This is a genomic window from Coriobacteriaceae bacterium, assembly GCA_025757745.1.
Taxonomy (GTDB): domain Bacteria; phylum Actinomycetota; class Coriobacteriia; order Coriobacteriales; family Coriobacteriaceae; genus Collinsella.
Genome location: CP107217.1, coordinates 2,000,294 through 2,026,158 on the forward strand (window position 1 = coordinate 2,000,294; position 25,865 = coordinate 2,026,158).

At 55.9% G+C, this 25,865-nt stretch carries 28 protein-coding genes; 4 read left to right on the forward strand and 24 right to left on the reverse strand.

What is annotated here, in order from left to right; genetic code table 11:
- Window positions 1-214 precede the first annotated feature (214 nt).
- Window positions 215-742, reverse strand: coding sequence for a hypothetical protein (locus tag OGM60_08735; GenBank protein UYI98959.1), 528 nt, complete (start codon window positions 740-742; stop codon window positions 215-217).
- A gap of 24 nt (window positions 743-766) precedes the next feature.
- Window positions 767-1,174 carry a hypothetical protein gene (locus OGM60_08740; protein ID UYI98960.1) on the reverse strand — a complete coding sequence of 136 codons (408 nt, stop codon included), beginning with the start codon at window positions 1,172-1,174 and terminating at the stop codon, window positions 767-769.
- 296 nt (window positions 1,175-1,470) lie between these two features.
- Here OGM60_08740 and OGM60_08745 point away from each other — a divergent pair, with 296 nt between their 5' ends.
- Complete coding sequence (locus OGM60_08745) at window positions 1,471-1,719, forward strand: hypothetical protein (GenBank protein UYI98961.1); 249 nt, start codon at window positions 1,471-1,473, stop codon at window positions 1,717-1,719.
- A gap of 36 nt (window positions 1,720-1,755) precedes the next feature.
- Here the strand turns inward: OGM60_08745 and OGM60_08750 are convergent, their stop codons facing one another.
- The 5 genes from OGM60_08750 to OGM60_08770 form a co-directional block, all read right to left on the reverse strand.
- The gene (locus OGM60_08750; protein ID UYI98962.1) at window positions 1,756-3,393 is read right to left on the reverse strand and encodes an ABC transporter ATP-binding protein/permease; all 1,638 of its coding nucleotides are present in this window, start codon (window positions 3,391-3,393) and stop codon (window positions 1,756-1,758) included.
- A gap of 272 nt (window positions 3,394-3,665) precedes the next feature.
- A complete protein-coding gene (locus OGM60_08755) occupies window positions 3,666-4,007 on the reverse strand; it encodes a hypothetical protein (protein UYI98963.1) in 342 nt (113 codons plus the stop codon).
- Entirely contained in the window at window positions 4,004-4,207 is a 204-nt protein-coding gene (locus tag OGM60_08760; protein ID UYI98964.1) for a hypothetical protein, read from the reverse strand. The genes OGM60_08755 and OGM60_08760 overlap by 4 nt, the downstream gene beginning before the upstream one ends.
- Complete coding sequence (locus OGM60_08765; GenBank protein UYI98965.1) at window positions 4,208-5,296, reverse strand: radical SAM protein; 1,089 nt, start codon at window positions 5,294-5,296, stop codon at window positions 4,208-4,210.
- Window positions 5,297-5,304: 8 nt separating this feature from the next.
- Entirely contained in the window at window positions 5,305-6,165 is an 861-nt protein-coding gene (locus tag OGM60_08770) for a PqqD family protein (protein ID UYI98966.1), read from the reverse strand.
- A gap of 345 nt (window positions 6,166-6,510) precedes the next feature.
- On the opposite strand from OGM60_08770, the gene istB reads away from it, so the two are divergent.
- The gene (gene istB, locus OGM60_08775; protein ID UYI98967.1) at window positions 6,511-7,305 is read left to right on the forward strand and encodes an IS21-like element helper ATPase IstB; all 795 of its coding nucleotides are present in this window, start codon (window positions 6,511-6,513) and stop codon (window positions 7,303-7,305) included.
- A 496-nt stretch (window positions 7,306-7,801) separates the two neighbouring features.
- Here istB and OGM60_08780 read toward each other — a convergent pair whose 3' ends face one another.
- From OGM60_08780 to OGM60_08800, 5 genes are all read right to left on the reverse strand, one after another.
- Complete coding sequence (locus tag OGM60_08780; GenBank protein ID UYI98968.1) at window positions 7,802-8,737, reverse strand: relaxase/mobilization nuclease domain-containing protein; 936 nt, start codon at window positions 8,735-8,737, stop codon at window positions 7,802-7,804.
- A gap of 26 nt (window positions 8,738-8,763) precedes the next feature.
- Window positions 8,764-10,668, reverse strand: coding sequence for a type IV secretory system conjugative DNA transfer family protein (locus OGM60_08785; protein ID UYI98969.1), 1,905 nt, complete (start codon window positions 10,666-10,668; stop codon window positions 8,764-8,766).
- A gap of 9 nt (window positions 10,669-10,677) precedes the next feature.
- Window positions 10,678-11,016, reverse strand: coding sequence for a MobC family plasmid mobilization relaxosome protein (locus OGM60_08790; GenBank protein UYI98970.1), 339 nt, complete (start codon window positions 11,014-11,016; stop codon window positions 10,678-10,680).
- Between the two features lie 325 nt (window positions 11,017-11,341).
- Entirely contained in the window at window positions 11,342-12,190 is an 849-nt protein-coding gene (locus tag OGM60_08795) for a DnaB helicase C-terminal domain-containing protein (GenBank protein UYI98971.1), read from the reverse strand.
- 5 nt (window positions 12,191-12,195) lie between these two features.
- Entirely contained in the window at window positions 12,196-12,450 is a 255-nt protein-coding gene (locus OGM60_08800) for a helix-turn-helix domain-containing protein (protein UYI98972.1), read from the reverse strand.
- Window positions 12,451-12,742: 292 nt separating this feature from the next.
- Between OGM60_08800 and OGM60_08805 the strand changes: the two genes are divergently transcribed.
- Window positions 12,743-13,477 (forward strand): hypothetical protein, encoded by a 735-nt coding sequence (locus OGM60_08805; protein ID UYI98973.1) that lies wholly within the window; start codon window positions 12,743-12,745, stop codon window positions 13,475-13,477.
- Between the two features lie 37 nt (window positions 13,478-13,514).
- Here the strand turns inward: OGM60_08805 and OGM60_08810 are convergent, their stop codons facing one another.
- The 4 genes from OGM60_08810 to OGM60_08825 all read right to left on the reverse strand — a co-directional run bounded on the left by OGM60_08810 (window position 13,515) and on the right by OGM60_08825 (window position 17,820).
- Window positions 13,515-14,498 carry a site-specific integrase gene (locus OGM60_08810; GenBank protein UYI98974.1) on the reverse strand — a complete coding sequence of 328 codons (984 nt, stop codon included), beginning with the start codon at window positions 14,496-14,498 and terminating at the stop codon, window positions 13,515-13,517.
- Between the two features lie 774 nt (window positions 14,499-15,272).
- Window positions 15,273-15,746, reverse strand: a complete 474-nt coding sequence (locus tag OGM60_08815) for a YhcH/YjgK/YiaL family protein (GenBank protein ID UYI98975.1) — start codon at window positions 15,744-15,746, stop codon at window positions 15,273-15,275.
- A 197-nt stretch (window positions 15,747-15,943) separates the two neighbouring features.
- Window positions 15,944-16,879 (reverse strand): hexose kinase, encoded by a 936-nt coding sequence (locus tag OGM60_08820; protein ID UYI98976.1) that lies wholly within the window; start codon window positions 16,877-16,879, stop codon window positions 15,944-15,946.
- A 59-nt stretch (window positions 16,880-16,938) separates the two neighbouring features.
- On the reverse strand, window positions 16,939-17,820 hold the full coding sequence (locus OGM60_08825) for an aldose 1-epimerase family protein (GenBank protein UYI98977.1): 882 nt from the start codon (window positions 17,818-17,820) through the stop codon (window positions 16,939-16,941).
- A gap of 156 nt (window positions 17,821-17,976) precedes the next feature.
- Here OGM60_08825 and OGM60_08830 point away from each other — a divergent pair, with 156 nt between their 5' ends.
- The gene (locus OGM60_08830; protein ID UYI98978.1) at window positions 17,977-18,561 is read left to right on the forward strand and encodes a hypothetical protein; all 585 of its coding nucleotides are present in this window, start codon (window positions 17,977-17,979) and stop codon (window positions 18,559-18,561) included.
- Between the two features lie 75 nt (window positions 18,562-18,636).
- Here OGM60_08830 and nagA read toward each other — a convergent pair whose 3' ends face one another.
- The 8 genes from nagA to OGM60_08870 form a co-directional block, all read right to left on the reverse strand.
- Window positions 18,637-19,806 (reverse strand): N-acetylglucosamine-6-phosphate deacetylase, encoded by a 1,170-nt coding sequence (nagA, locus tag OGM60_08835; protein UYI98979.1) that lies wholly within the window; start codon window positions 19,804-19,806, stop codon window positions 18,637-18,639.
- Between the two features lie 117 nt (window positions 19,807-19,923).
- Window positions 19,924-21,090, reverse strand: a complete 1,167-nt coding sequence (locus OGM60_08840; GenBank protein UYI98980.1) for an SIS domain-containing protein — start codon at window positions 21,088-21,090, stop codon at window positions 19,924-19,926.
- Window positions 21,091-21,204: 114 nt separating this feature from the next.
- Window positions 21,205-21,936: a GntR family transcriptional regulator gene (locus OGM60_08845; protein ID UYI98981.1), complete on the reverse strand. Its 732-nt coding sequence runs from the start codon at window positions 21,934-21,936 to the stop codon at window positions 21,205-21,207.
- 185 nt (window positions 21,937-22,121) lie between these two features.
- Window positions 22,122-23,204 carry a PTS system mannose/fructose/sorbose family transporter subunit IID gene (locus OGM60_08850; GenBank protein ID UYI98982.1) on the reverse strand — a complete coding sequence of 361 codons (1,083 nt, stop codon included), beginning with the start codon at window positions 23,202-23,204 and terminating at the stop codon, window positions 22,122-22,124.
- Complete coding sequence (locus OGM60_08855) at window positions 23,194-23,994, reverse strand: PTS sugar transporter subunit IIC (protein ID UYI98983.1); 801 nt, start codon at window positions 23,992-23,994, stop codon at window positions 23,194-23,196. Before OGM60_08855 ends, OGM60_08850 begins: the two co-directional genes overlap by 11 nt.
- A 90-nt stretch (window positions 23,995-24,084) precedes the next feature.
- Entirely contained in the window at window positions 24,085-24,567 is a 483-nt protein-coding gene (gene agaV, locus OGM60_08860) for a PTS N-acetylgalactosamine transporter subunit IIB (GenBank protein UYI98984.1), read from the reverse strand.
- Window positions 24,568-24,603: 36 nt separating this feature from the next.
- Window positions 24,604-24,885, reverse strand: coding sequence for a preprotein translocase subunit YajC (yajC, locus tag OGM60_08865; GenBank protein UYI98985.1), 282 nt, complete (start codon window positions 24,883-24,885; stop codon window positions 24,604-24,606).
- The gene (locus tag OGM60_08870) at window positions 24,885-25,328 is read right to left on the reverse strand and encodes a PTS sugar transporter subunit IIA (protein UYI98986.1); all 444 of its coding nucleotides are present in this window, start codon (window positions 25,326-25,328) and stop codon (window positions 24,885-24,887) included. The genes yajC and OGM60_08870 overlap by 1 nt, the downstream gene beginning before the upstream one ends.
- Between the last annotated feature and the right edge of the window lie 537 nt (window positions 25,329-25,865).

Genomic DNA, 25,865 nt, shown 5'->3' on the forward strand with positions numbered 1-25,865 from the left:
CTTTCCTCCTTCTCCGAGGAGTGAAAAAGGGGTGAAAAACTTTTTTAACTGTTTTCCATAAATAGTTAGCATCATCCAACGTTCACATTAGATCGAACAACAATCCTGTTACGCATAGCCTAATTCCGCTGAGTATCAGAGAAGAACGTCCGGATTATATGCATCCAGCTTCGCTTCTCCAGTCGCCAGTGACTCCTCCAGCCGGTCAGCATATTCAACAATAGAGCCGTAGAATATGGGAGTAAAATCCGAACTTTTCGATAAAGAGGGGTTCCGCTACGTCAATCCTCTTCTTGGCAACCGCGGCCTCATCCTTTTCATAGTACCCAGTGCCAGGAATCCGCTCGTTTGCCTGCGGCAAGCACTTAAGCTGCCTACACAAGCGCGCCGACCCCTTTGAAAGACCCATAAAGGTGATAGCACCAGAGATTACGCCACCGTCGCCCACAACAACCTTGCCAGCGGCATCCCCCACCGTCTGCTTTGTTATCTTGATACCCAAGAAGCTCAAGAGCTTCTTCAGGATCGGATACCAACTGGTCTTGGTTAGCGACTGGCGAGCGACCTTTTTCGCGACCGCCTCTTGGGCGTTTTTGGCGATTACGGTTAGCATCGAATTCGCGCTGCCTACACCCATCATCACACCGAGCAACACTGCCATTTCGTAGAGAGTCTCGTCATCAACGTCGTCACATTCTTCAAAAAAGGTCTGCCAGCCATACAGGTATGCCAGTTTCTGCATAATCCTGAATGCGTGCACGTAGTATTACGTAATATCGGCAGGAATGGTGCCCACCATCGCGACACCTCCGGGAAGACCCGCTGCAAAGGAAAAGGCGGTTGACTTCTTTGCCTCATAATCAATTACTTCTCTAGCAATTCTATCGATCAGGCCCACATCGATTCCGGCGGTAACGGGGGTCGTTTCCACGGCAAACTCGCCGACATCTTTATGGACACCCTTCCTCCTCAGCTCCGAGCGGAGGAAATGGGGCCGATCAATTCTCACTCCCTTTAGCCGAGCAACTTTTTTCATAAAGTCAATCAAAAATCTCTGGGCCTCCGCCAACTGCTCATCGCTCTTGTCTTTTAACTCTGCAAAAGCCGAATCAACGAGAACAGCGACCCCAAGGCCCTCGCCCTCGTTTTTCTTTCCAAGCAGCCTGACGTCCATACAGCCTTCCAATCAATGCGCCGCGCGGGCTATCGCGTTCTGCGACAGGCCGGACGCACGGAGCCTGAGGGCCTCCCTGGCCCTTATCCTTCTCGCCATGCTGTACCTCCTTGGTCTCGGCTGCATGGACAGCCGGAACGTACCAGGGGGACGGTGCCGACGGGAATATCGGCGATGCCGAACGGCAATATTCGGGATGTGAGCGGACGGTGTGTAAGCGCAATATCGCCGGTGTCAAAGAGGACAATTACTCAAACAGGTGAAGGAGGGCATCGAGGAGGATAAGGAGATTTACGGTGGCAATTAAGAAGCCAACTCGCCGCGTCATGCCCGTTGGAGAGGCGAGCATGACCCTCATGGGTAATCAAGACACACGAAACAAAGGGGATTCGACAAGTCGCAAGAAAGGGGAGTGCATCACCTTTTGGGTTACGGAAGAGCAGAAGCAAGAGATGAGCACCTACGCGGCGGAACACAACACCACGGTATCAAGGATCATCATCGAAGGCCTTGAGATACGCATGGGTAAAGGGCAATCATTATAGCTTAGCCTTCTGCAATTGCTGCGACTCGATGCGGTCCTATCGATTTGCGCAACGGTGTGACGCGTTATCTAGACTGACGATCGTTTCCGCTGCATTTGCCAGCTCATTATCATGTGAAACAATGATAATGAGCTGTTTCAATTTGTTGTTTCTGACATACGAAGCGAGTTCGGCTCGGCTTGTTTCATCCAATCCAGTTGTAGGCTCATCGAGCACCAAGACTGATGGATTACGGGAAATTGCCGACCACAAGTATACACGGCGCAGCTCACCACCCGAAAGTTCAGGACAACGTTTCTCAAGCAAGCCCTCTATGCTGGTTGTCAACGACGGTAGCTCATTCATATGCTGGTGCTTTGTAAAAAATGGGGTGTTGAAATAATCCAACAGGTCCCGAACCGTCTCATCTGGAGCGAAGCACGGTTGGGGGCAGCACGATATCGTGTCTGAACGTATGTAATCCAAATTGCATTTTTCAATCGGCATGTCGTTGTATGTTACTTTGCCTGCCGATGGATACAGCCCAAGGAGCAGGTAAAGGAGCGACGTTTTTCCTCTTCCATTTTCTCCGGTTATGCAGTATGTTCCAGGGCCGGAGAAATCGAAGGAAAATCCGTCAAGAACCTTTCGGGGAGATCCGTCTGGAAGGGGTACCGTAAAATCCAACTTGGAAACAGAAATGCGATTTATTGTGTCAATCTTGACTAAACCTGTCTGATCTTGCTCTGGTTCCGGTCCTACCTTTCCCATGGCGCTCATCCTGTCCCACGAAGCCTTGGCATCCTGATAGGACTTGAACAGGTTCATCGTGTTTTTCAAGGTTTTAAATAGGACGGCAAAATATGCACCGACGATGGTGTATTCGCCTATCGTCATGGTTCCATTGATGATTCGCACTCCGGATACGATGAGTATTATCGCTTGAAACACGGCAGCAAAAAGGCTGTCAATCGATGTTAGTGAGAATGAGAGCTTTCCCGAGTGCAAGACCTTTGGAAAATACTTTTCAAATCCGGTGTCAAGTGCTAGCTCGCTTTTATTGTATGAAGACGTTAACTGAATGTTGAGAATCTGATTCAACTGCGATGCTATTACGGCATAGAAAGCGCTATCTGCCTCCTTCTTCTCGTACATGACTTTATATAGAAGCTTTCGCAATCCGGTAATAACGAAGAGATATGCCACAAGAAGGAGGATGGAGAATAGTGCGAGGAGTGGATCAACCGACCATATGACGAGCAACACGAAAGGAATGGCGACAACAGACAGGGGAGCGCTGATAAAGTTTGTTAGAACGAAAGAAGAAACAACACCTGAGTCAGTGAAAATCCTTTGCGTCGTATAGGCTGAGTCGGTTGTTCGGTTCGTCAGAAAATTAACTCGCTCAAAGCGCAAGACGGTTTCCCTGAGTAGGTCAAAAGAAAGCTTTGTGGATATACGGATAGATAACGTTCCTGCAAAATATGAAAATAAGGCAGAAAAGACCCCTATTGAAGCTACGAAGAGCGCAAAAAGCACAGCATCCTTCTCGCTGCGATTGGCAAGAAGGAAATCTAAGAACTTTCCGTTCACATATGGTGCGGCATAGGAAAGGGCGATTCCAATCGTCGTGATGGCAATGAACGTGAAAGCACCCTTTGTTTTACTAAACTTCGATAAGACGTACCGAATCAAGAATGGCCCCAATCTATCAGGTATGAAATACCAACTGATGACACCTTACACCGCGGTTCGGTGGAAACGAAGCGGCGACTAATCGGCACGAGCGCTTCCATAGAGAGTCTTTGCGAGCTGGATCCTCATAGAAACGGGAATTTTATGTTCGATCAATAGGCCGCGCACGGCAGTCGGACGGCTGAAAAATAAAACAGCCGTCCGACTAAAGCTGTAAATTTTTTCATTGTTTGTTGGGCATGCGCCTGAAGTTTCATGCAATAGGAAATCCATTATGACCATGGTCGAAATGTGAACACTACGATCGTTAGCAAGGAGACGCCAAGACCGGCAAAGATTATGATGAGCGGCAGAATGAAAGCCGCCGATGCCGATAATGGGATTTGGGACGCAAAGGCAATGATGCCCGCGAGAACGAGACCGGCTCCCGTCAACGCTATTCCGAGTCCGACCAATCTGGCAACAAGAGGAATCTTCTCGCTTGGAATATGAGCGATATGGTAACTGTGAATCAGGCCGGGATTGCCGGTCTTTACCATTAACACCCCGACAACGAGAAAGCAGATTCCTCCTACCATGCCGCCAATGGATGATCTTAGCGCTTCAGGACTCATTGCTCGTCTTGGCCACCTTGCTCGCTGAGGGGAAGTGCTGCGGCAAAAGTGATGAGGACCAGTTCATAGGCTCCAACTGCGGTGACTCCGACCGCCACATTTGCTCCCCACACGATGTAATACATGTCGAACCAAGTTTCCGTTCCAAGAGTCGATGCTCTGGTCGGATTCATGTTGTCTACTACGGGCTTCTCGTACATTTAACCCAACATCTCCTTCAACGATGAGTTCAACAGTTCATCCGCGGTATCATCAATCAGGTCAACGTGTAGATCACCTCCCATATCTATATCGCAAATTGTGTCGGACATACGCTCCATGTCGTCAATGGTCCACATGTGGTTACAGAGGTCTTGAACCAGTTTTGTGGACCAAATTGAGCTAAGTCCGTTGTTCCAGTAATCCTCAAGAGGGTGGTTTCTGATGTTGCCAACCACTAACGGGATATACGGAGAAACGACGATGTCGCCGTTTGCGTGCACTGAAACCTGATCTAATAGATATCGGTTATCAGAGAAGCGAATTAGATGGTCGACGGGGTCGCCCCATTGCGGTCGGACATTCGGGTGCTTCCGAAGGAAGTCGTCCTCTTGAATGGCGTGAATCAACGTACGGTATTGGGAATAGTCCGGTCTAATAAATGTGTTCTTTCGCGCACGGCCCAAAACCATGAGGGGTTGGACACGTAGTTCGATAAAGTCACCCGGCGTCCTCTTCGGCCTGTTAGATTTGGTGAAAATCTCATCTAATAGTGAGATGACATCGGGAAACTGTTCGGTGTTGAACGACGTGGGCGTAAATGCGATAGCAAGGTGCAAATCGGAATGGTTGAGTACGGTGGCAACTGCTTCTTCGACGATTTCGAAGGCTCCCTCATGTCCCCTCAGCCTATCGTGAGCTGACCCAATGCCGTCTAGGCTAAATTGGATGCTTTTGAGTCCGGAATCTTCTAAATCTCGGAGAAGGGATTCCGTGAGGAGAAGCCCGTTGGTTACCAGGCTCGCTGCAACATTCCCATCTCGCAATATGGGAAGGCAGCGCAAGATATCTTTACTGCGCAACAAGGTTTCTCCTCCACAGAAACACATGCTGTAAAGCGACATGTCTGCCATTTCCTTTGCGAAAACAAAAAGTTCATCTGAGGTCAACTCGTCGTGCATGACCTCATTCTCGCCGCTGCTGTTATAGCAGTGCAGACATCTCAAGTTGCACTTGTTTGTTATGTCAAGGGCGACGTGATGTGGCGCTCTGAGAACGTTGGTGTACTTGTTTTCCGAAACTCGTCCCATGGTTCCTCTTAACAGACTTCTGAAAAACAGTATACATTCATGCAGTCGCCGTCGCTGCACTCACCTGGAAAAGTGCCAGCGCAAGTGAATTCTGGCTCATTGATAAGATTTCGAATTCCTTCGTTTGATGCAATTTCCTTGCTGGTTAGGTTCAGGTGGAAAAAATTGGGAACATCGCAAAATTCTTGACGATAGAAGCTGGCCGCAGCGGCAATACATTGAACGGCGATGCTTGCGGGGCACAAAAGAAGACAGATGTCTGCGTATCTGAGTAAGGGATTGCTGGAGGGGGCGAGGCCGAGTAGACCGGTTGGTCTCCCTGACTCATATACAATGAAAAATTCCTTGCTCAGATTGAACAATCCGTTTCGCACCTCTAGCGGTCGTTCATACTGCTCGACGGAAAGAGGCCAACCGTAGACAATTGTGGGACTTTCTGGTTCTGATGAGCTCGCCTGGCTTGCCAGGGAGCAAATCAGGCGAATATCGTTTTCTTGGGCAAGCCGTATATGGGTCCCATTGTCCACGCAAATCTCATCGGCAATGGGTGTGCCATTTTCGGTCGGAGTTTTGACCCATCCTATTAGTCTCGATACGCTGAAACCTCTCATTGCCGAGGCTAAGTCAGATTTGAGCATGTCCGGATTGGCGTCTGGAAACTTGTCGCACATCCGATTAAGGATTGTTTCGACGGTGTTTTTACCATCGCACAGAGAGACGATGTAGCTCCCGCTTCCGTTCAACATGATATAGTTCAGCTCATCGCGTCCGGTTAGAACAGAGCGGTACCCGTTCTTTTCCTCTCTTGAGTATGGGAGAGAAATCGATTTCGGGATAAATCCCCTTATTTCGTCAAAGCTCCATTCCATAATTAATCCCTCCTTGTGTCTGTTTGAATATGAGCCGATTTTAGGCTCTTCGGTAGTTTCTGTGGGCGAGACATCAATTTTTCCGCAGGTGGATGCAAAAAAGTTCCGCATATAAGGGAAACGGCCCCGAGAGGGGGCCGTTTCCGCGCCGGGCAGGGTAGGATTTCGCTTGCTACATCAACCTACCGGAAAGGCCCTGACGCATGAACAGGATACTAAGCCGCGCGCTCGCGCTGGTCCACACCGTGATCGAGTACGCCAGCATCGACGGCGGCAGGATAATCGTCGGCGTCAGGCCGTGGACGAGTTTCGGGCTGCGGTGCCCCGTCTGCGGGAGGGCAGCGAATGCTACGACAGGTCGCCAAGGCCGCGGCTGTGGCGCGCGATGGACCTGGCGAGGTCGACCTCTCCGCGCTCGGGCTGCACGAGATGGCGGCGTCCCTGCCCGACTACGTGAGGATGGTCGCCGCGGGCGAGCGGGGCTTCGCCTCCGCCTTCGAGGAGATGACGCGCGTCGAGGTCGCCGCCCGGGAGGTCAGGATCACCAACCAGCGCATTCGGTCGTCGGGGTTCCCCTACGTCAAGGGGCTGGCGGACTTCGACTGGGACTTCCAGCCGTCGGTCCCTCGCGCCGAGATCGAGGAGCTCGCGACCCTCAGGTTCGTGGAGCGGGCCGAGAACGTCCTGTTCGTGGGAAGCCCCGGCGTGGGCAAGACGCATCTCGCCGTCGCGCTGGGCATCGAGGCAGTCAGGGCGGGGCGCGAGGTCAGGTTCGTGGACTGCGCCCGGCTCGTCGAGGACCTTGAGGACGCCTCGTCGCGCGGCATCCTCAAGAAGAGGCTCAAGTACTACGCCCACTCGAGGCTGCTGATCATCGACGAGCTCGGCTACCTCGACGTCGGCAGCGTGGGCGCGGACCTGTTGTTCCAGCTGATATTGACGCGCTACGAGCAGCGCTCGACGATCATCACCGCCGACGTGGGGATCGGCGGCTGGGGCAGGGTGTTCGGGGACGACGTGGCGGCGAGCGCGATCGCGGACAGGGTGTGCCACCACTGCCACCACTGCCACCTGGTCAAGATAGCCGGCAGGTCCTACAGGCTGAAGGACCTGCCGAGGGACGGACCCGTCAAGGCGTGACCGGAATCGGTGAAAATACGTTAGCGCAAGCGGTGAAGCCGCCTTTGCGCGAACGGCGCGTTTGATTAGTGAAACTGGTGAAAATTAGATTGACGCTAACAGGGGCGTGCCCGTCGCGGCGTTTCACGGGGATGTCTCGCGCCATCCCCGGACCCCTTCGCGCCAAAGGGACGAGTCCCCTTGGAACCCCGGGCCGCCGCCGGCGGGCCGTGAACGGCGGGACAATCACTCGGCTTCAACTCGCGATCGCCCCGCCGGCTCTCGCTCCGGCTCCGTTCGATGGCTCCCCTGGGTCGCCATCACTGCGCCTCCGCTCACCTGTCCCGTTGCACTCCGGTCGATTCGGCCTACGCTTCTCGGGGCATGCAAGATATGTATTCCGTGCAACGGAATATCTTGCCCGGCCGAAGCCGGGATGTGCGAACCGCTCCAAAGTCGCTCCCGCAGAACCGTGCAACAGGCTTACCGGCTGTTGCACGGACCTCAGATATGAAAGTCAGTCCCGGCCTCTTTCGTCATCCACACCCTCGCGAGCCAGCTCCCACGCGGCCCGTATGGCAAGGTCGATTCCCCTTGCCGTGAACCTCATAATCCGCCCGGTCGAGCGGTTGACGGCGTAGCCGAGCCTCGCGCCGTTGATCTTCCTCGTCTTGCCGAGGGACTCCGAGTGATAGCGGTATTGCAGCGCCCCCCGCTTGGATCGGGCGATCTCGATCCCATCCGATTCCAACCGCCTTGCAAACTCTCCGAAGCGGTCGGGGCAGCTCTTGAGCCTCCCGACCTCCTCTGCCCTCTGGGCGACAATCGCTCGGACCCTTGCGTTCTCGGATTTGTCGGATCTCCCCTTCTTTGCCATCTCGCGCTCCTCGCGACCGGGCTGGCGCGCGTGCACCTTCGAGTTCGAGAGGCCCCTTTCGAGCTGGCTCAGGCCGTACTTCGTATCGAGCTCCTTCACCGTTCTCACGCGGGATTTCGCCGCCGCCCTCGCCGGCCCGTCGTTCAGACGCCGCCCAGTCTCGAGGTCCGTCCTATTGATGGCGAGGTGAGCGGCGAATCGGGCCGATCCATCCGACCTGCACCTCTCCTCATGCAGCACAATCACGATCTCCTGGTTGGGATAGCGCTTGGCGATGTAGTCCCTCGCGTACTCCATGCAACGCGAGGGCGTCATCGGCCCGCCGTTGCAGGAGCACTCGTCCGGGTTGAAGCCGATCACCTGATGCTGCATGTACGTGCACCTTGCGCCCTGCTTCCCGGGCCGGTTGTGCCCGGCCGCCTCCCGGGTGGCGTCCATTTCCTCGAACCATCGATCCTCATCGATGATGTGCTGGGTATCGTGGTCCAGGACTTTCTCCCTGTCCCAATCGAAATACCGCTTGAGGTTTTGGAGGTGCTCCCCGCTCATGACGCTCGCCTGCTTGATTGCGGTCATTTTCCAACTCCCTTCAAAAACCGCCGTCAGTCGACGAAGAGGCCGGACCATCCGTCGGCAACAGGCGGCTCCGCGGCCTCTTCCTCGAATTCGGGAGTCCAGAGATCGACGCCGTCCTCACGACCCATTTGCCTTGATATCAGCCTGGCCTGGTATTCCATCCTCTTGGCCGCCTCGTGCTCGCGCGTCCCCAGATCGAAGTGCTCCTTCGTCGGCATCCGCGTGCAATCGCAGACAGGGGCCCGGAAGCACCCCGCATGTTCCCTGCCCACGCCGTTCTCCGCGGTCTTCACCACGATGACGCCGTCCTTGTCGGGGGACATCTCCGTCCACTCCCAAGGATGAATCAGGTCGTCGGCGTGCTCGCTGTAGGATGTCGACCCCGTACCGCCCGAAGGCCCCCTGCTCGAGCTGGTTCCCATGGTGTGCCGCGTCGTCTTCCCGACTAGCTCGGTGAAATACTGGCGGTCCTCGGCCTCGCCCAGTTTCATGGCGACCTTGACGCCGCAGTTTGCCAGGATCTTCTTCCGTCCGTCGCGCTCGCCGTACTTGTTCAGCTGAGAGATGTTCTGGACTGCGCCCATCCAGAACAGGTCGTACGAGCGCCCAAGGCTGAGAAGGCTAGGCAGGCACTCGACCTTCGGCAGGTTCCCCCATTCGTCGCCGAGGATGGACACCGGCCGCGGCAGCTTTCCACCAGCTGCGTCCGCGATGGAATACACGGCAGCGTAGAGCTGCTCGAACAGGACCGCCGCGATCGCGTTGTAGGGGGAGCCCTCGTCCATCACGTGGAGGAACAGCGCGGTCTTCTCGCTCAGGATTCTACTCGGATCGATATCATCGCCCGAGACCATTCGTGCAATCGGCGCCGAAGCGTAGATCCTCAGGTTGACCTTTAGCGTGGAAACGATGCTCCTCAGCTCGTTGCCGCCGCTCGGGATGAACTGTGAGGCACGCGAGCGGGCCGGATGCCCCTGCGGCAGGGAACGGAACAGGCCCTTCAGCGGCTCACACGGATCCTCGCCGGCCCCCTCCGTCCCCAGGCACATGATGTGGTAGACCGTCGCGAGGTGCTTGCAGCCCCGCGGGCAGCCCTCGTCCAGCACGACCAGAAGGATCGTCGCGGCGAGCAGCGACCGCGCGGATTCCATCCAGTGGCTCGCCTTCGCATCGCCCTCCCCGGCGATGAGCGTACGGGCGACGGCATCCGCGGCCTGCTCAGCCCCCGGCAGATTCCCCCCGTTCGCGAGCCTATCGACCATTTCCAGTGGATTGAACGTGTCGCTCTTCTCGGGATGCTGGGCGTCCAGCAGAAGCACCCGGTACCCGCGACGCTCCAGCTCGTCGCCCGTCAACTCGATGAGCTCACTCTTCACATCGGACACGATAATGGTCTGCGGCCTCGATTCCCCGTCATCCGCCCCATACGTCAGCAGATCAATTGTCGGGATCAGCAGCGATCTTGATTTTCCGGCACCCGTTGAGCCGTCGAGGAACATGTGCCGCCTCGGTTCGAACAGATACTTGGAGCCGAACAGCGTCTTCTCAAACCCGTACACGAATCCTCTGCTTTTCGGCTGTCCGTGCCCGTCCCAAATCTCCGAGCCCCGGATGGTCTCCGGCCCCGTTTTCACCCGCGCCTCCCCAAGTACACCTCCGTCGGCGGCTCGCTCCTTCGAGGAAGCCGATAGCTGCATGAGCACGAATACCGACAGGAACAGCGCGAACGAGGCGAGACAGCCAGGGACGCAATGAGGCCCCACGTTAATCCACCACCAAATGGTGTTATCCACGCTCAGGGTGAATCCGATCGAGCTCAGCTCGATTGGAAATCCGAGGATCATGCAATCGAGGGGAATGGCGATAAGTGGCGCAAACCCCGCGGTAAGCAGCGCTGCGAAAACCAGCGCCATGACCACCTTCTCCTTCACGAGAACCACCTACTCTCTCGCACGGGCGAGTAGGTCGTTGACCCAGCCCACCGCCGTCGAGACGATTGATGTCGCCCGGTTGAGATTATTGAGGACGACCGGATCGGACCCGTAGGTGTTGAGGGCGCGGACCGCCTGGTTGAGGTTCGTGCCGATCTTCTTCAACTCAGTCCTGATACCGGCAAGTTCCCCCGCGTCGGCGACCCTGACCGGCTTCTCGCCGCAGAGCAGGGCGGCATCGCGCATGAAGGAGGACGCCGGCATGTTCATGGCCGCCGCCCTCTCCTCGATAGCCTTACGCTGCGACTCACTCATCCGTACGTTGATATGCGTATTCATGGAAGTCATAACCATCCAATCCGAGCGGGGCCGACGCATCGGCCCCGCCCCTTTTATTAAGTTGAAATTGTTTGGAGCATCTGACCGATGCGCCCAATCCTCACCCTCGCCCAGACATCGAAGGGGACTCCCGGCAAGCTGCCGAGATATATACGGTATGGTCGCCATTGTTCTCTATAGATATCGAGAGCATCGAGCAGGCGCTTCCATTCCCAAATGAGCTCATCGGCCGAGAGCAGAGGAAGATCCCTGTTCTCGGCGCGCGCGAGCTCATCGGACGACAAGCATGGATTGGGAGCCCGGTATCCACCAATGTAGGGTCCGGGCTCCATAATTAGCCGATTTCGGTAAACATCGCTGCTGGTGCGTTGAACTCAAACTCGACAATACCGCAGGAACCGTAACGGTTCTTTGTGATTGAAGCAATGACGGGCCGTTTTTTAAGCAACATATTGGCATTACGCTCTTCGGGCTTATCGCCCTTAATAGAAAGCGACATAACGAGATCTGCCGAATACTCGAACATGTTGCACCCGCCTATCGCCTGAAGCCCGGTGGTCTGCTTGTCGTAATTAACGCGGTTAATTGATGAGATAGCGAAGAGCGGACAATGGGCCTCATCCACGATTCGGCGGAGCTCGGAAGCGACGAGCTTGAGACCGATACGCTCGTCGGCAATGCGCAGTTCCTGCGGCAAAGAGACGATTTGCGCGTAATCAACAATAACCAGTGGCGGTTCGCCATGTTTATCGGCAACCTCTTCGATTGCCTTTCTCATCCCGGCATATTTAATTTCACCAGGAATGATATACATTCGCTCGGCGATGCTGCGGGCGTAAATGTCGAGAACCTTCTCGAAGAGCCCGCGTTTGTCCTCAGACATGCCATCGCCGTTCATATCATCGTGCGTGAGCTCGCCGCCCGAGATGCGGGTGAGGCTCTTCGCGAGCATGCTGTCTCGCCCGAGCTCGCCCTCAAAGATGACCACCGGATGGCCAGCAATGGCCCATCCGTCGGCGATTTGCTGCATAAACGTTGTTTTACCCGTACCGGGTCCGCCGGGGACGATGCACAGGTATTGACGAAGACCTCCGAGGATAGTATCCAGCGCACCGTGTTCGATATGCCCAAGCGGCCTATTCTTTAAGATACGCAAGGCGGTCTCGTCGAGGCCGACGCTCATGGGATTTAAAGCCGGCACGGTTTGCTCGCCTCCAATTCATGGAGGTATGCAAAGAAGCTCGATTCAAGGATGTAAATGCGGCGGTGCAACGCAATCGCGCGCCCGCTCTCCTTCATCATCTTCGAGGCCGTAACCGGACTCAAGCCGGTTATCTTGCACACTTCAGCGATGCCAAGAAGGCGCTCGTGGCCCAAGTTGGAATCAGAAGAAACCGCAGTTGATGCTTGTACGGCAGCGTACGGTTCAGGCTCTACAATCATGGTAGAATCCTTTCAGGCTAGCTCGCCCCTCCCCCTTCGTCGCCAAACTTAGATAGGGAAGGGCGGGCGGCTTTTTAATCAATGACCGAAAATAAAATAACTCCTTTCAAACAAGCTGGTCAGGCGCTTACTGTTTATATTGTAACACTGTCTGTTGCACAATCATATCTAGTTACAGTTCTAATTTCTAATTCACTTTCTGACTGTATAGACTTTATTGTCTGACTGATTTAATATATATACAACGATGATTGGAGTGGTTATGGGACGTTTACCATTATCCGGAAGTAAGATGCGGAAAACTAAGTTCGGAACAACTGTTCAGGCGACGACCCCGGAGAAAATCGAAGAGCTACGCCTCAAGAACCCCGAATCAGTCAGAAGCACCGGCGAGGCTATCGACTATCTATGCAACCTGCTCACGGGGTTGCAGCCGAGGGTCGCCAGGGCCCTCGATGAGGCGTGCCTCAGGGAAGCTCGGCAAATCACCAATGAAATGAAGGCCCTTCCCGTTGACGGATCAGAAGAAATGAGTTTTAGTCAATTGGAACTTTATCGAGAGCAATTCCAGAGGCTCCACGACCATTTCTCTTTATATTGCGAGAAAGAGGAGAGGCCCCAGGGAATGAGACGGGTCGATCTCCTCGGCGGCGATTACGCTGTCCTCCCCTCCTCTTGGACTTTATTGGAAACAGAGGAATGCGCGAAGTCTTGCAGCCAGGTCGGAATTATCGAAATTCGCGGCGGCGCAAAATACGATGCGCCTCATTTTGCCTTCTTCCATAACGGAGAGTACAGTCAAAAGGACAAATTGCAGCGCGCAACCAAACTCTGGCCCCGCATGACCGACGTGATGCGCGACGAGGTCAAACTGGTCACAGATGATGAGGGACATTACCTAAATATGGACGAGCACCTAGCCGCCCCCATCATTTGTTATTTCAACCTTCTAGATGCCAGCTACTATCAGTCTATGGAGCTGGAGCCGCCATATGGCGCAATGATCTACCGAAACAATGTCGCTTAAAAAAGAGGCCCCTTTGGGGCCTCTTTTTTAGCCCTTTTTAGCCCTTCAGCAGATCATCCAGCACTGATGCTGCCTTCTGGTCATTTGCCTCGATAAAGTGGCTATAGATAGACAGCGTCGTCGATGGGCTAGCATGGCCCAAACGCGCCTGGATCGTCTTAATGTCCGCATTGGCACCAACGAGCAAAGTCGCTTGCGTATGTCTAAGCTCATGAGGCTTCAGCCCGCTATAACCCGTATAGCGGGTACGTTTGACGCCGTCACTCCCAATGACTTCCCTGCTCTCCTTAAAAGTACCGAAGCCGTTTTTCGCCGCAAACAGCCTAAACGCCCTTGAATAGTTATGTCCATCCATCCGGGTCACAAGAGCCCGTTTGCCGTTGGCGGCGTCAACGATCCCAATGGAATGGACAATGGGCGTTTCTCCAGTCTGCCCCACTGCAAAGGAATCGAACTCACTCCGCTGAATGGCTTTCCACCTGTCCAGATAGTCGGCAAGTTCATTTCCAACCGAAATCTTACGCCTGCTCATCTTTGATTTAGGCGGCCTCAATGTCCTGTCGTTCGTATATTGCTTTACTATCCTCAGAGTCTTGGCGTCGGGGTCATAATCCTCCCATGAGAGACCAAGGGCCTCCCCCTTCCTCAAACCGCAGAGAAGTAGAAGCATTGTGCATGTGATAAAGGAAGATGGCTTCTCCTCCAAAAGGACCGCAAGAAGCCTTGCCGCCTCATCGGCGCTCAGCGCCTTACGAGCCTCGACATTCTGCTTGGGCAGTTTCACTCCCCTACAAGGGTTTTTGCCCACGAGGTCGTTATCGACGGCATCCTCCATTACCTGTTTGAGCTTGATGTGGATGCGGCGAATTTCACTTTCGCTGAATCGGCCTTCTTTTCTAGCCTTGGCATAAGCAGTGCGAACGTCATCCGATTTAAGCCGAGTGAGATCGGGATTGCCGAACAGCTCGCGTATGTGACGAATGTCCAAACCTTCACGCTCATAAGCAAGAGGTGATCCCATGGTCGACTCCCTGTTCGCGTGAAACCTGTCCGCATAATCTGATAGGCCCAGAGGACCATTGCCACGGTTGGAAGCGCCCTCAAGTTCAGCTCTATAGGCCTCCAGCGCCTTGGCGACTTCACTCGGCCAGTTTTTCGGGTTCTTGCTTCTGCAGTGAACCCTGCGTGACGGACTACGGCGGTACCGTCCTGTCTCCGGATCTTTTCCCAGGGAAAAATAAATCCGATAGACGCCTTTGCTCTTATCGATGCATTCCGATGTGCCGCGAGCGGTCTTTTTTATCAATCCCTGCAATCATATCCCTCGTTAGATTTTCGATTAGGCTTGCTGGCAAAGCCTTTAAAGCTTTGCCAGCAAGCCTAATCGAAACTTTTCACACTTTCAAGTCTCTCTAAGTGTGAAAATAGTGGGAAATATGATTCTAATAGCTAGCTCAATAATTGTTAATTACCTATTTCTACCTGCGCTTCCTTATAATTCAGTGAAATTGGCCTCATCTCGTCAAATGCCGAATTCACGTACTCGTAAAGCGGGGGTCACCGGTTCGAGCCCGGTCGCTGGCTCCATTGCACAAGATAGCCGCCTTCGGGCGGCTTTTTTGTTGCTGATTTCGGGCGCGCCTCCGCCAATCCAAGCACAACGCCGCCGGAAACTCTCCTACTCAACAAAAGCCCCGCCAACCGCAATCCCCAAAGGAACCGCGTTCAGCGGGGCCCAAGCGAGCTCCCCCAAGGGATAACGCTCGCAACACGAACAGCTCAGCCGAGCAGCGCGCTACTCCTCCCAGTAAGCATCTGCAAGCAGCTTAAAGCAAATCTTCTTGACCGGCTGCGCGCCATCGCCCTGGAACTCGAGCGTGGGCATGTGAGGCTCGCCGGCAACAAACAGCGCAAACTTGTCGTCAGCAAGATCGCCGGCGATCGAGGCGTCGGAATCGACCAGATCGTAGTCGTCCTTCTCGTCAAACTCCTGAACCAGCGTCAGGCTGCCCGTGGCAACCTTAAAGGCCTCGCGACCCTCGACGTCGATCTGCAGGTCGTGATAGCGCTGATGCGTCTCATAGTGAGCCTCGGCTTCGGGACGCGTCGTGGGAGCCATGACGTTCGCAAAGACCTTGTCGCCCAGAATCGGATGGCTGCCGACCTCGAGCTTCGCCGGATCGTTCTCCTCGAGCCAGTCGATCAGCACGTCGAGGCCCTTGAGCATTCCACGGTACTCCTCGATATCGCCCAATGCACCGTAAATCATCTAAATCCCCTCTCGGATCGTTTCTTTGGCGGCTACTCGGCAAACGCATTACCGACGCTGTTGCCACCCACATGCGTCTCGACCAGGGTAAGGTCGGGATTGAACACGACAGTGTCGGCGTCGCGCCCCGGCATAATGCTACTGCACTTGTCGTCGACATGAGCTGGCAACCGATGCCGGGGCCGCAGCACAAGCTCCTACAGCTCGGTCACGACAACGCCGTTGTAAACCTCGTCCCAACGATCCATAACCAAGTGGCCAGTCATGGGATCCATGGCATTGAGTTTGCCGCAGGTGTTGGCGGTACGCAGCACCGTCTCGTCGTCGGCTCCGGCAGCAATCGCATGTGCGAAGCCGGCAATGGTCGAATCGCCAGAGCCCGTAGCGTTAACGGCGGGGATATCGGGGGTCTTGGCGCGGAACGCACGGCCGTTATGGAAACCAACGGAGCCGGCAGCGCCCATAGATACGACGACCCAGGGGATATCGGAGAAGCGGGCGTCAGAGGCGAGCGCGGAACGGAGCTCGTCCACATCGTCGGTGGTAAAGCTCGTGCCCAGAAGGCCGTTAATTTCGGTCAGGTTAGGCTTAACCAGCTCAGGCTTGACCTCGGACTTGAGCGCAGCCTCGAGCGAGGCGCCCGAGGTATCGAGCAGCACCTTGGCGCCGGCGTTCTCTGCAATGCCCGTGATCTTAGCGTAGTAGTCCGCCTCGACGCCGCGGGGCAGCGAACCCGAGATGGTAACGACATCGGCCTTGCTCGCAAGCTCGGCGAACTTGGCGGTAAAGGCATCGAGCTCCTCGGGGGCAATCGTCGGGCCGCTCTCGAGCAGCTCGGTCTGGTTGCCGGCGTGGAGGATGTTGAGACAAATGCGAGTCTCGCCCTTGATGGGCACAAAATCATTCTTAATGCCGTTGGCATCCATGAGCTCGGCCATATAGGCGCCCATGTGGCCGCCGAGCAGACCAGTTGCCACAACGTCGTCGCCCAGCTGACCCAGTACACGGGCCACGTTGAGGCCCTTACCGCCGGCGGTCTTTTCGGGCGTCACACGGTTGACGTCGTCGATAATGAGCTCATCGAGCTGATAGCGTGTATCGACGGACGGGTTCATCGTAACGGTGAGGATCATTTTTAGCTCCTTATCTCGCAGGCTCCTTGTGCCTCGCGATACGAGTCGACAAAACGGAATTACAGAATCTCAATCGTGAACGAGCGAACGACGGTCTCCTTGGGCTTGGCGACAAGGCAGCCACGCTTATGCTCAAGCACGTCGTCCTCATCGGAGCAGGTCGAAAGGCCGCCCCAAGGCTCAACTGCCACAAAATCACCCTCGGGCTTGCTCCACACAATGAGATATGGGAAGCCCTCAAAGCTCAGGCGGACGCCCTTGTCCTCGCCCTTTTTGGAAAGCGTGACCTGACGGCTCTCGAGCACGTCAAAGATGGTCTCCGCAAAATCGAAGAGCTCGTGCGACAGGGGCAGCGTCTTTCCCACCATGGGGTTCTTGGAGCGCTTGTCCACGTCAATCAAGCCAGTCGAAGGGACAGCGGTGCAAAGCTCTGCAGCCTCTTCTTTCTCAAAGCGCAACTCGTAGTCCGTATAGGCCTCGCCCTCATCGAGCGGGCACCTAAAGCCGGGGTGTCCACCGATAAAGAACGGCATGTCCTCGGTGCCCTCGTTGGTAACCTCATAGGAGACACGCACGGCGGCGTCCTCGAGCGTATAGCGGGCGACGAGCCTAAACGGATACGGATAATCGCTCAGCAGCGCGGCGTTATCCTCCGAAGCCAGGCACATAGCCAACTCGTTCTCGCCTTGGCTCAGCAGCTTCCACTCCTGCTTGCGCGCAAAGCCGTGGCGAGCGAGCTTTACATGATGCCCGGCAAACGTCATGGCACTACCATCGCGCAGGCCTCCGCAAATCGGAAAGCAGACCGGCGCCTGGCCGGACCACACGGCGGGGTCACCCTGCCACAAGTACTCGCGACCTCCGGCCTCAATCGAGGTAAACGAACCACCAGCCGTGGACACCTTAATAGAAATCGAATCGTTGGAGAGAGCGTATTCCATTGCCCATCCTTTCGAACAACTGCTTTTTGCTCGCAAGTACCCGTCTCGGCTCTGACCAATGGACAAACCCGCACGCTCATCGATGCGTCCGGTATCCCGGCCATGTAACGGGGTACCATACAGACATTGATGCAATTACAGCTGAAAGGCCTTCTTATGCGAACCATCATTCTTTATGCCTCACGCCACCACGGCAATACGAAAAAGCTCGTGGACGCCATCGTCGAGGCGCACCCCGAAATCGATACCCTCGACGTGAAAACACTCGGCAAAAACGAGTATCCCAACCTGCACGAATACCATCTGATTGGTGTCGCCACGGGCATCTATTACTCCGAGATCGACAAGGACATGGCACGCGTGCTCACGAACGTGCTGCAGCCGCAGGATAAGGTGTTTGGCCTTATGACCTACGGTGGCAAAAACAAGTGGTACGGCAAGGATATCGATGGCATCTGCCGCATGAGGCAGGCCATCTTTATGGGCGTCTACGGCTGCCCTGGCTTTGATACGTGGGGGCCGTTCAAACTCACCGGCGGCGTCCAGAAGGGACACCCGACCGCTGAGGAAATTAAGGGCGCCGTCGACTTCTTCGACAAGATCGAAGACGAGTATGGCGACATCATCGTCGAAGAGTACGCCAAGCGCGAGAAGCGTCTAGCATACGAAAAGGAGCATCCCGCGGGGGGTCTTGTGGCCGGCGTCAAGCGCACGGCAAAGAAGATCGCTAACAAGCTGTAACTGTTAAGGTGCTTTTGAGCGTTTAACCCATACGGCGGGTCCGAGCAGATTCGGGCCCGCCGTCTTTTTCTATCGTTACTCGGTAAAGGCGTTGCCGACGCTCTGGCCGCCAACATACGTCTCGATGAGGGTGAGCTCATGGTCGAACACGACAAAGTCGGCGTCGCGACCCGGCATGATGCTGCCGCACTTATCCTCGATGTGCGCGGAGCGTGCCGGCACCTCAGTTGCCATGCGAATGGCGATATCGGCGCTGGCGATACCCCAGTCTACGATGTTCTTGACGCCCTGGGCAAGCGTGAGCACCGAGCCGGCAATGCTCTTGCCGTCGGCGAGCCAGCACAGGTTGTCCTTCATGATGACGTCCATGCCGCCACTGGTGTAGCTGCCCTCGGGCATGCCGCCGCAACCCAGGCAGTCGGTGATGAGCACCGTGTGCTGCCAGCCCTTTGCCTGCAGCAGCGCCTTGATGGCGGCAGGGTTTACGTGTTTGCCGTCACAGATGATCTCGGCGTAGGTCTCGGGCGTGGACATGGCAGCGCCCACGACACCGGGCTCACGGTGATGCAGCCCGCGCTGGCCGTTATAGGTATGCGTAAAGCAGCTGGCACCGGCGTTGATGGCGGCGATGCACTCATCGTAGGTGGCGTCGGAGTGACCGATACTGGTCACCACACCCTTGGCGTTCAGAGCAGCCGCATAAGCAGCGGCACCGTCGCGCTCGGCGGCCATGGCGCTCTTAACGATGCGACCGCCCGCAGCCTCCTGCCACTGGTCGAAAACCTCCTCGGAGGGGTCAATCAGGTAAGCGGGGTTCTGCGCGCCCACGTGCTTCATGGTAAAGAAGGGGCCCTCCAGGTAGATGCCCTGAATGCGAGCACCGCAGAAGTCGGGGCCGCGGCCCTCGTCAGCCTGGGCGATGGCGGCGCAGGCATCCTTGATCTGCTCGACGCCATCGGTGAACGTCGTGGGCAGCCAGCTGGTGGTACCGCGGCGAGCGAGCTCAGTTGAGCTGATATCGATGCCCTCGGGATCGTTATCGGTAGTTGAGTGGTTGTAGAAGCCATGGATGTGAGTATCGACCATACCCGGTGCGATCCACGATCCCGTGTAGTCCTTAATCTCGCAAGAGGGCTCGTCGGCCTGCCAGGCGCCAAAAACGCCATCCTCGACCATAAGATAGCCGCCCAGTTGCGGGCCTGCCGGCAAGAAGAACTTGTCAGCCTTAATTGCGTACGTGCTCATATGCACTCCTCGCTTCTAAAGCAGTTGACTGTGGTAATGCTTATACCCAGCTCACGTAAAACAAAAAGCGCCCGCCCGCCGTTATGAGCGGACGGGCGCCCTTACAGGGGGACGCGATTAAGCGGTGAAGGGGTGAATCGTCACGCCCTTAACCACGCGGTTGACCGTGCCGGTGGGGCTCGGCGTATCGGGCGTGTTGCCCACGCGGACGGAGTTGAGCAGGCTGATAGCCTGGGCAAACATCACGAACGGCAGAGCAAGGTAACCCTCGGGAAGTGCCTCGTAGCCCTTAAAGGTGAAGGACTCACCCTCATAGACGGTGGCACCTTCCTGCTGAACGGCGATGGTGTGCTGAGCGATCTCGTCGCCACCGATCTCGTTGAGGATGTCGATGTCGTACTGACGGGTGTAGGCGTCGTTGTTGACGAACACGAAGACGAGCGTCTTATCGTCGACGAAGGACTTAGGTCCGTGACGATAGCCCATGGAGGTGTCGTAGGAAGTAGCGACCAGACCGTGAGCGAGCTCGAGGATCTTGAGCTGGCTCTCCTGAGCAAGGCCACCGAAGGAGCCAGAACCCAAGTAGGTCACGCGGTTGAAATCGCCAGCCAGGTAATCGGCGATCTCGGGCTCACGGGAGATGACCTCCTCGCCCATCTTGGCAATCGTCTCGACCCACTCGGCCTTCTGCTCGTCAGAGGCAGTGTCGAAAATAAGGGTGGAGAGCAGGGTCATGCAGGAATAAGAACCGGTCATGGCGAAGCCCTTGTCGTTGGCGCGCGGAATGAGCAGCGTCAGCGCATTGGGATCATCGGCAGACTCGACGGCAAGCTTGCCCTCGGGAGCGCAGGTGATGTTGAGGAACTTGACGTTGTGGACGAGCTCCTTGGCAACGGCAACGGCGGCAAGGCTCTCGGGGCTGTTGCCAGAGCGGGCAAAGGAAACCACGAGCGTGGGATCCTCGGCGCGCAGGAAGTCGCGCGGGGCGCTCACGATGTCGGTCGTGGCGATGGGCTTAAAGTCGTAGAGATCAGTGTTGCCAGCGTGACGCAGGTACGGGGCGCAGGTATCGCCAACGTAGTCGGACGTACCGGCACCGGTGAAGACAACGGACAGACGACCCTCGCCCATAGCGCGAGCCTCGGCCAGGAAGGCCTCGATGGCCTCCTTGTTCTCGCGATAGATGTTGAGCGTATCACGCCAAAGCTCGGGCTGCTGAGCAATCTCGGCCGTGGTGATCTGGGCGCCGAGCTCGGTGAGCTCCTCGACACTCTTCTCGAACATTTCTAATACCTCTCTCTAGAAGTAATCCTCTGACGTGCAATTATACACTTCGGTTGGTTATCTGGTAGTAACCAGTTAAATGCAAAGAATCACCATATGGAAACGATGCGAGCACTAGTTACTGCGCTGGTGGTAAACCTTGTATTTAAACTGATCGGCACGAGCAACCGAGAGTGTGTACTCCACTACCTCGTTTGACTCGTTATACGTAGTCCTGACCAAATCGAGCACAGGCGAGCCCTCGACAATTCCCAAAAGGTGGGCATCGGTGGGACGGGCTATGCTCGCATAGAACTCCTCTTCGGCCACGCGAATCTTTTGCTGAAAGTCCTGCTCAATCACATCGTAAAGCGGCTTACGCTCCAGCAGCGGTCGCTTTAGGGACAGAAATTGACGAACCGGTAGATAGCTGCGTTCGACCATCATGGGCATGTTGTCGGCAGAGCGAAGACGCTTGAGCTTAAAAATGCGATCACCGATGCGCAATCCCATATGCTCGGCCAGATTCTTATCGGCCTCCATCTCGCAAAACTCGAGAATCGTGGTCTCGGGTTCTCGACCCATCGCGCGCATCTGCTCGGTAAAGCTGTAGGACTGCATAAGATTGGTTGCTTTTGCCGAACGGTCGGTCACAAAGGTACCGCGACCGTGCTGCCGAACCACCAGTCCTAAACGCTCCAGTTCCTGCAGAGCCAGGCGTACCGTAGTGCGCGAGAGACCATAGCGCTCCGAAAGTTCGCGCTCGGAAGGAATCATGTCACCGGCGCGATATTCATGGTCAATCTTTTCGGTCAGAATATCGACCAGCTGATCGTACAGCGGTTGCTTACGCGCTCCGATCGCCATCCTATCCTCCCTTTTGCTCGAATTCGGCTAACTACCTAGGGTGTTATGCATTATCTGTCTGCCACACCCGAATCATTAAGAAAACAAAAGCCGCGCGCTCTTTCGAGCACGCGGCTTTTAACATACACATGGCTTAAGGGGTCGGGGTGTGAGCCGCGTAGGGACACACCCCTCAAGCTAGAGCCTTACCAGATGCTCGGCCAGAGACCAAGCGGGCCAGCGCCCAGGATGCCAAGGACGAAGAGCAGGAGAATGCCCTTGGTCGGGGTCCAGCTGTGCTTAGCGAACATGTAGTAAAGCAGCAGCGTAAGCATAAGCGGGACGAGCTTCGGGACGATGGTGTTGAGGGTGTCGGCAACAGAGAAGTTGACCGGATCCTCGGTAACGGTGCCGTAGGTCACGGACTCCATGCCGTTACCCAGATCGGTGACGCCGCACTCGACAGCGTTGCCGTCGGCATCGGAAGCGGTAAGGGCGTTGCCGTCCTTATCGGTCATGGCGATGGTACCGGCCTCAGCGGTCTCGGTATCGATGCCCTCCATACCGGTGAAGTTCTCGGCCTCCTTCTCGGAGACGATCACGGTAGTAGCGGAGAGACCACGGGTGGTGCCGTTGGGGATCTGGAGGTTGATCTGGGTGCCACCCATGGTGACGACCAGGCAACCGACGACGAAGACGCCCATGATGGAAGCGGCACGCGTGAAGGCCTGCATGTTGGCGGTCAGAGCGTCAATAGCGCTGGTGCCAAGCTTGTAGGACCAGTTCATGAGCCAGAAGCGCAGAGCGAACTGGACGACGTTGAAGATCACCAGGAAGATGATCGGTGCAGCGGCGTTGCCGTTGATGGCCATGTTGGAGGTGATGCCGGCCGTGATAGGCACGAGCGTCAGCCAGAACAGGGCGTCACCGATACCACCGAGCGGGCCCATTGCGGCGACGCGGACGGCGCGGATCGTGGGGATGTCAACCTTGTTCTGCTCGAGCGAAAGCACGATGCCCATAACAAAGGTGACAAGGAACGGGTGGGTGTTGAAGAACTCCAGGTTGTGGCTCATGGAAGCCGCGAGGTCGTTCTTGTTGGTGTGGATCTTCTCCAGACCGGGGATGATGGAGTAAAGCCAGCCAGCGGCCTGCATGCGCTCGTAGTTGAACGATGCCTGCAGGAAGCAGGAGCGCCAAGCCATCTTGTTGAGGGTCTTCTGGTCGAGCTGCGGAGCAGGAGTGAGATCCTCGTAGTGCTCCGGGATCACATACTCATTAGATGCCATCTTCGAAGTCACCTCCGTCAGAAACAGCTGCACCCTTCAGCTCGGTCTGCTGCTGGAAGTCCCAGAAAGCGATGCCGAAGCCGATGAGAGCGAGGATGAGCAGAGCAGGGGTTGCCAGCGAATCGTTGGCAACGGTGATGAGCGCGAGGCCAAAGCCCATGAGGAAGAAGCCCCACATATCGCGGTTCATCATAACCTTGAGCAGGACGGCGAAGCCGACGAAGCGCATCATGCCGCCTGCAGCGGACAGACCGGTCTGCAGCCAAGTCGGGATGGCAGAAGCGATGGTCTGACCGATGGTAGCGCCAGCGATGAAGAACAGGGTGACGACGACAGCGAAGATCAGGCCGAGCAGAGCCATGGCGAAGTAGTTCAGGCGCTCGATGCCCTTGGTGTCCGCGTTGTGAGCCATGTTATCGGCCGTGGACATAAGCGGGGACATAAGCGTGAAGACCAGGGTAACGCCAAGCTGGCCAAGCAGAGCGAACGGAATGGCGAGGCCGACTGCCGCGTTGGGCTCGAGGCCCGTGGCGATAGCGAGAATGGCTGCCATGATGCCGCCGATGACGGCGTTAGGCGGCTGAGCGCCTCCGATCGGCATGTTGCCGATCGTCATGAGCTGATAGGTACCACCCACGAGAAGACCGGTGTTAAGGTCGCCAAGGATAAGACCGATGACGGCGCCGGTGACGATGGGCTGATAGAGAGACTCGAGGAAGTCAAACTGGTCGATTGCCGCGATGAACGTGACGACGAAGACCAGAGCGATCTGGATGATCGAGTATTCCATCTTGCTCCTCCTTTCAAAATGTATGTACGCACTTTGGATTTCACGTACAGAACGTCAGGGTTTCACTCCTGACAACGTGGATCACGAGGATTACGAGAAGAGCTTGCTCGTGTCCTCAACAGGCGTGCTCGGAACGCGCCTGATCTCCAACTCCACCCCCAATTCCTGCAGCTCTTTAAACGCAGCGACATCCTCGTCGTTAACTGCGACGGAGGTGGCGACTTGGCGCTTTCCTTCCGACATGTGCATGTTGCCGATGTTTACCTTCTTTATAGGCACACCGCCCTTGACGAGCGTAAGCACGTCTTCCGGTGTTTCGGCCACGATGAAGATCTTCTGGCGCGGGCTCGCCTTGCCAATGACGTCGATGGTCTTCTGCAGAGAGAAGAAACGCGTAGCGACGCCGGCGGGAGCGGCCATCTTCATGAGGTTCTGGCGCATGGTGTTGGACGCCACGTCGTCGTTGGCGACGAGGATGAGGTTGGAGCCCAGGGTGGAGTTCCACTGGGTGGCAACCTGACCATGAACCAGTCGGTTATCGATGCGGGTAAGAAGAATGTTGGGTTCTGCCATGTTGATCAGCTTCCTTTCGTTATTTGCTGACGACAGTTACTTGATCTCCTGAATCGCGTAACGCGAAACATCTACGACGGCTCCGGATCGGACTTTGATCTGGACCTTCTCGCCTTCGATGCCTTTGACGGTTCCGTAGATACCGCCGGCGAAAAGAACCTCTTGACCCGGCTTGAGCTCGGTGTGCAGCTCCTTGAAGTACTTCTGCTTCTTCTTCATGTTGATTTGCGACCAGATGGTGTAAATCAAGCCCATGATGACAAGCAGGCCTAAAAGGGCGACCGAGGAGCTCAGGACGTTGGCTCCGAAATCGGCCATTAGATGCCGTCCTCGTCGCCGAAGATATCCTCTTCCTCGGAGCCGGCAACGGATGCGACCGTCTGGGCGGTGACGCCCGTCTGTCCAACGGTCACGGCCTGCTCGCCAAGCTCGGCGAGCGTGGCATTGCCTCGGAGGAACAGAAGCTCAATAACCATGGGAAGGTTGGTGCCAGTCAGAACCTCGACGTTGTCGACATCCTGGGCAATCATCATCGACTGGTTGAACGGGGTGCCGCCAAGCAGGTCGGTAAAGACGAGCACGCCATCGCACTCCTCGCGCATGGCGGTAATAGCGGCGCGGAGATCCTCACCGTAGGATGCGGCCTGGTCGCCCTCAAAAGGAACGACGGTAAAAGCAGGCTGGTCGCCGGCAACCATCGCGATAGCGCTTGCAAGGCCGGGTGCGAACTGTCCATGACCGGTAAGAATAAAGCCAACCATTCAAATTTCCCTTCCGAAGGTGTGTACAATCTGAGTCCGATGATTTTCGGAAGCCAGCGGGCGCTCGCCCTTAAAGCTTCTTGGAAAGCGTTCTTTGAAGACCAGTGGTTTCTAAACTGGTAGTAACCACGTGACGTGTTGTTGTCACTATATCACCCCAGAAGAGGTCGCTTTCCTTGATTCATACGGTAAAACGTTTTTGCACCGCTCACGGTGATAAATCGACCGTTTACCGGTCGTTAACACTTCTACCTGCGGTTTTGAAACCGTTTCGAAACGCTTTGGCAAAAGATCGGAACTTTTCCTGTCCCTAAACAACGCAGGGCGGCTAAAAATAGCGTGTAGAAAAATTGCAGGTCATTGTGAAGATATGTGAATTGGTCTTTTTGACTTAATACCAGTTAGAACCAGTTTTGAGATTATCGGTGAACGGTAGTTTTCGACCGCTCACCGGTTACTTGCAATCGTTTGCAGTTGTTTTCCCAGATGAATTAGGGAAGCGCGATGGAGCGCTTGCGCGGGCGCGAGGCCTACCCC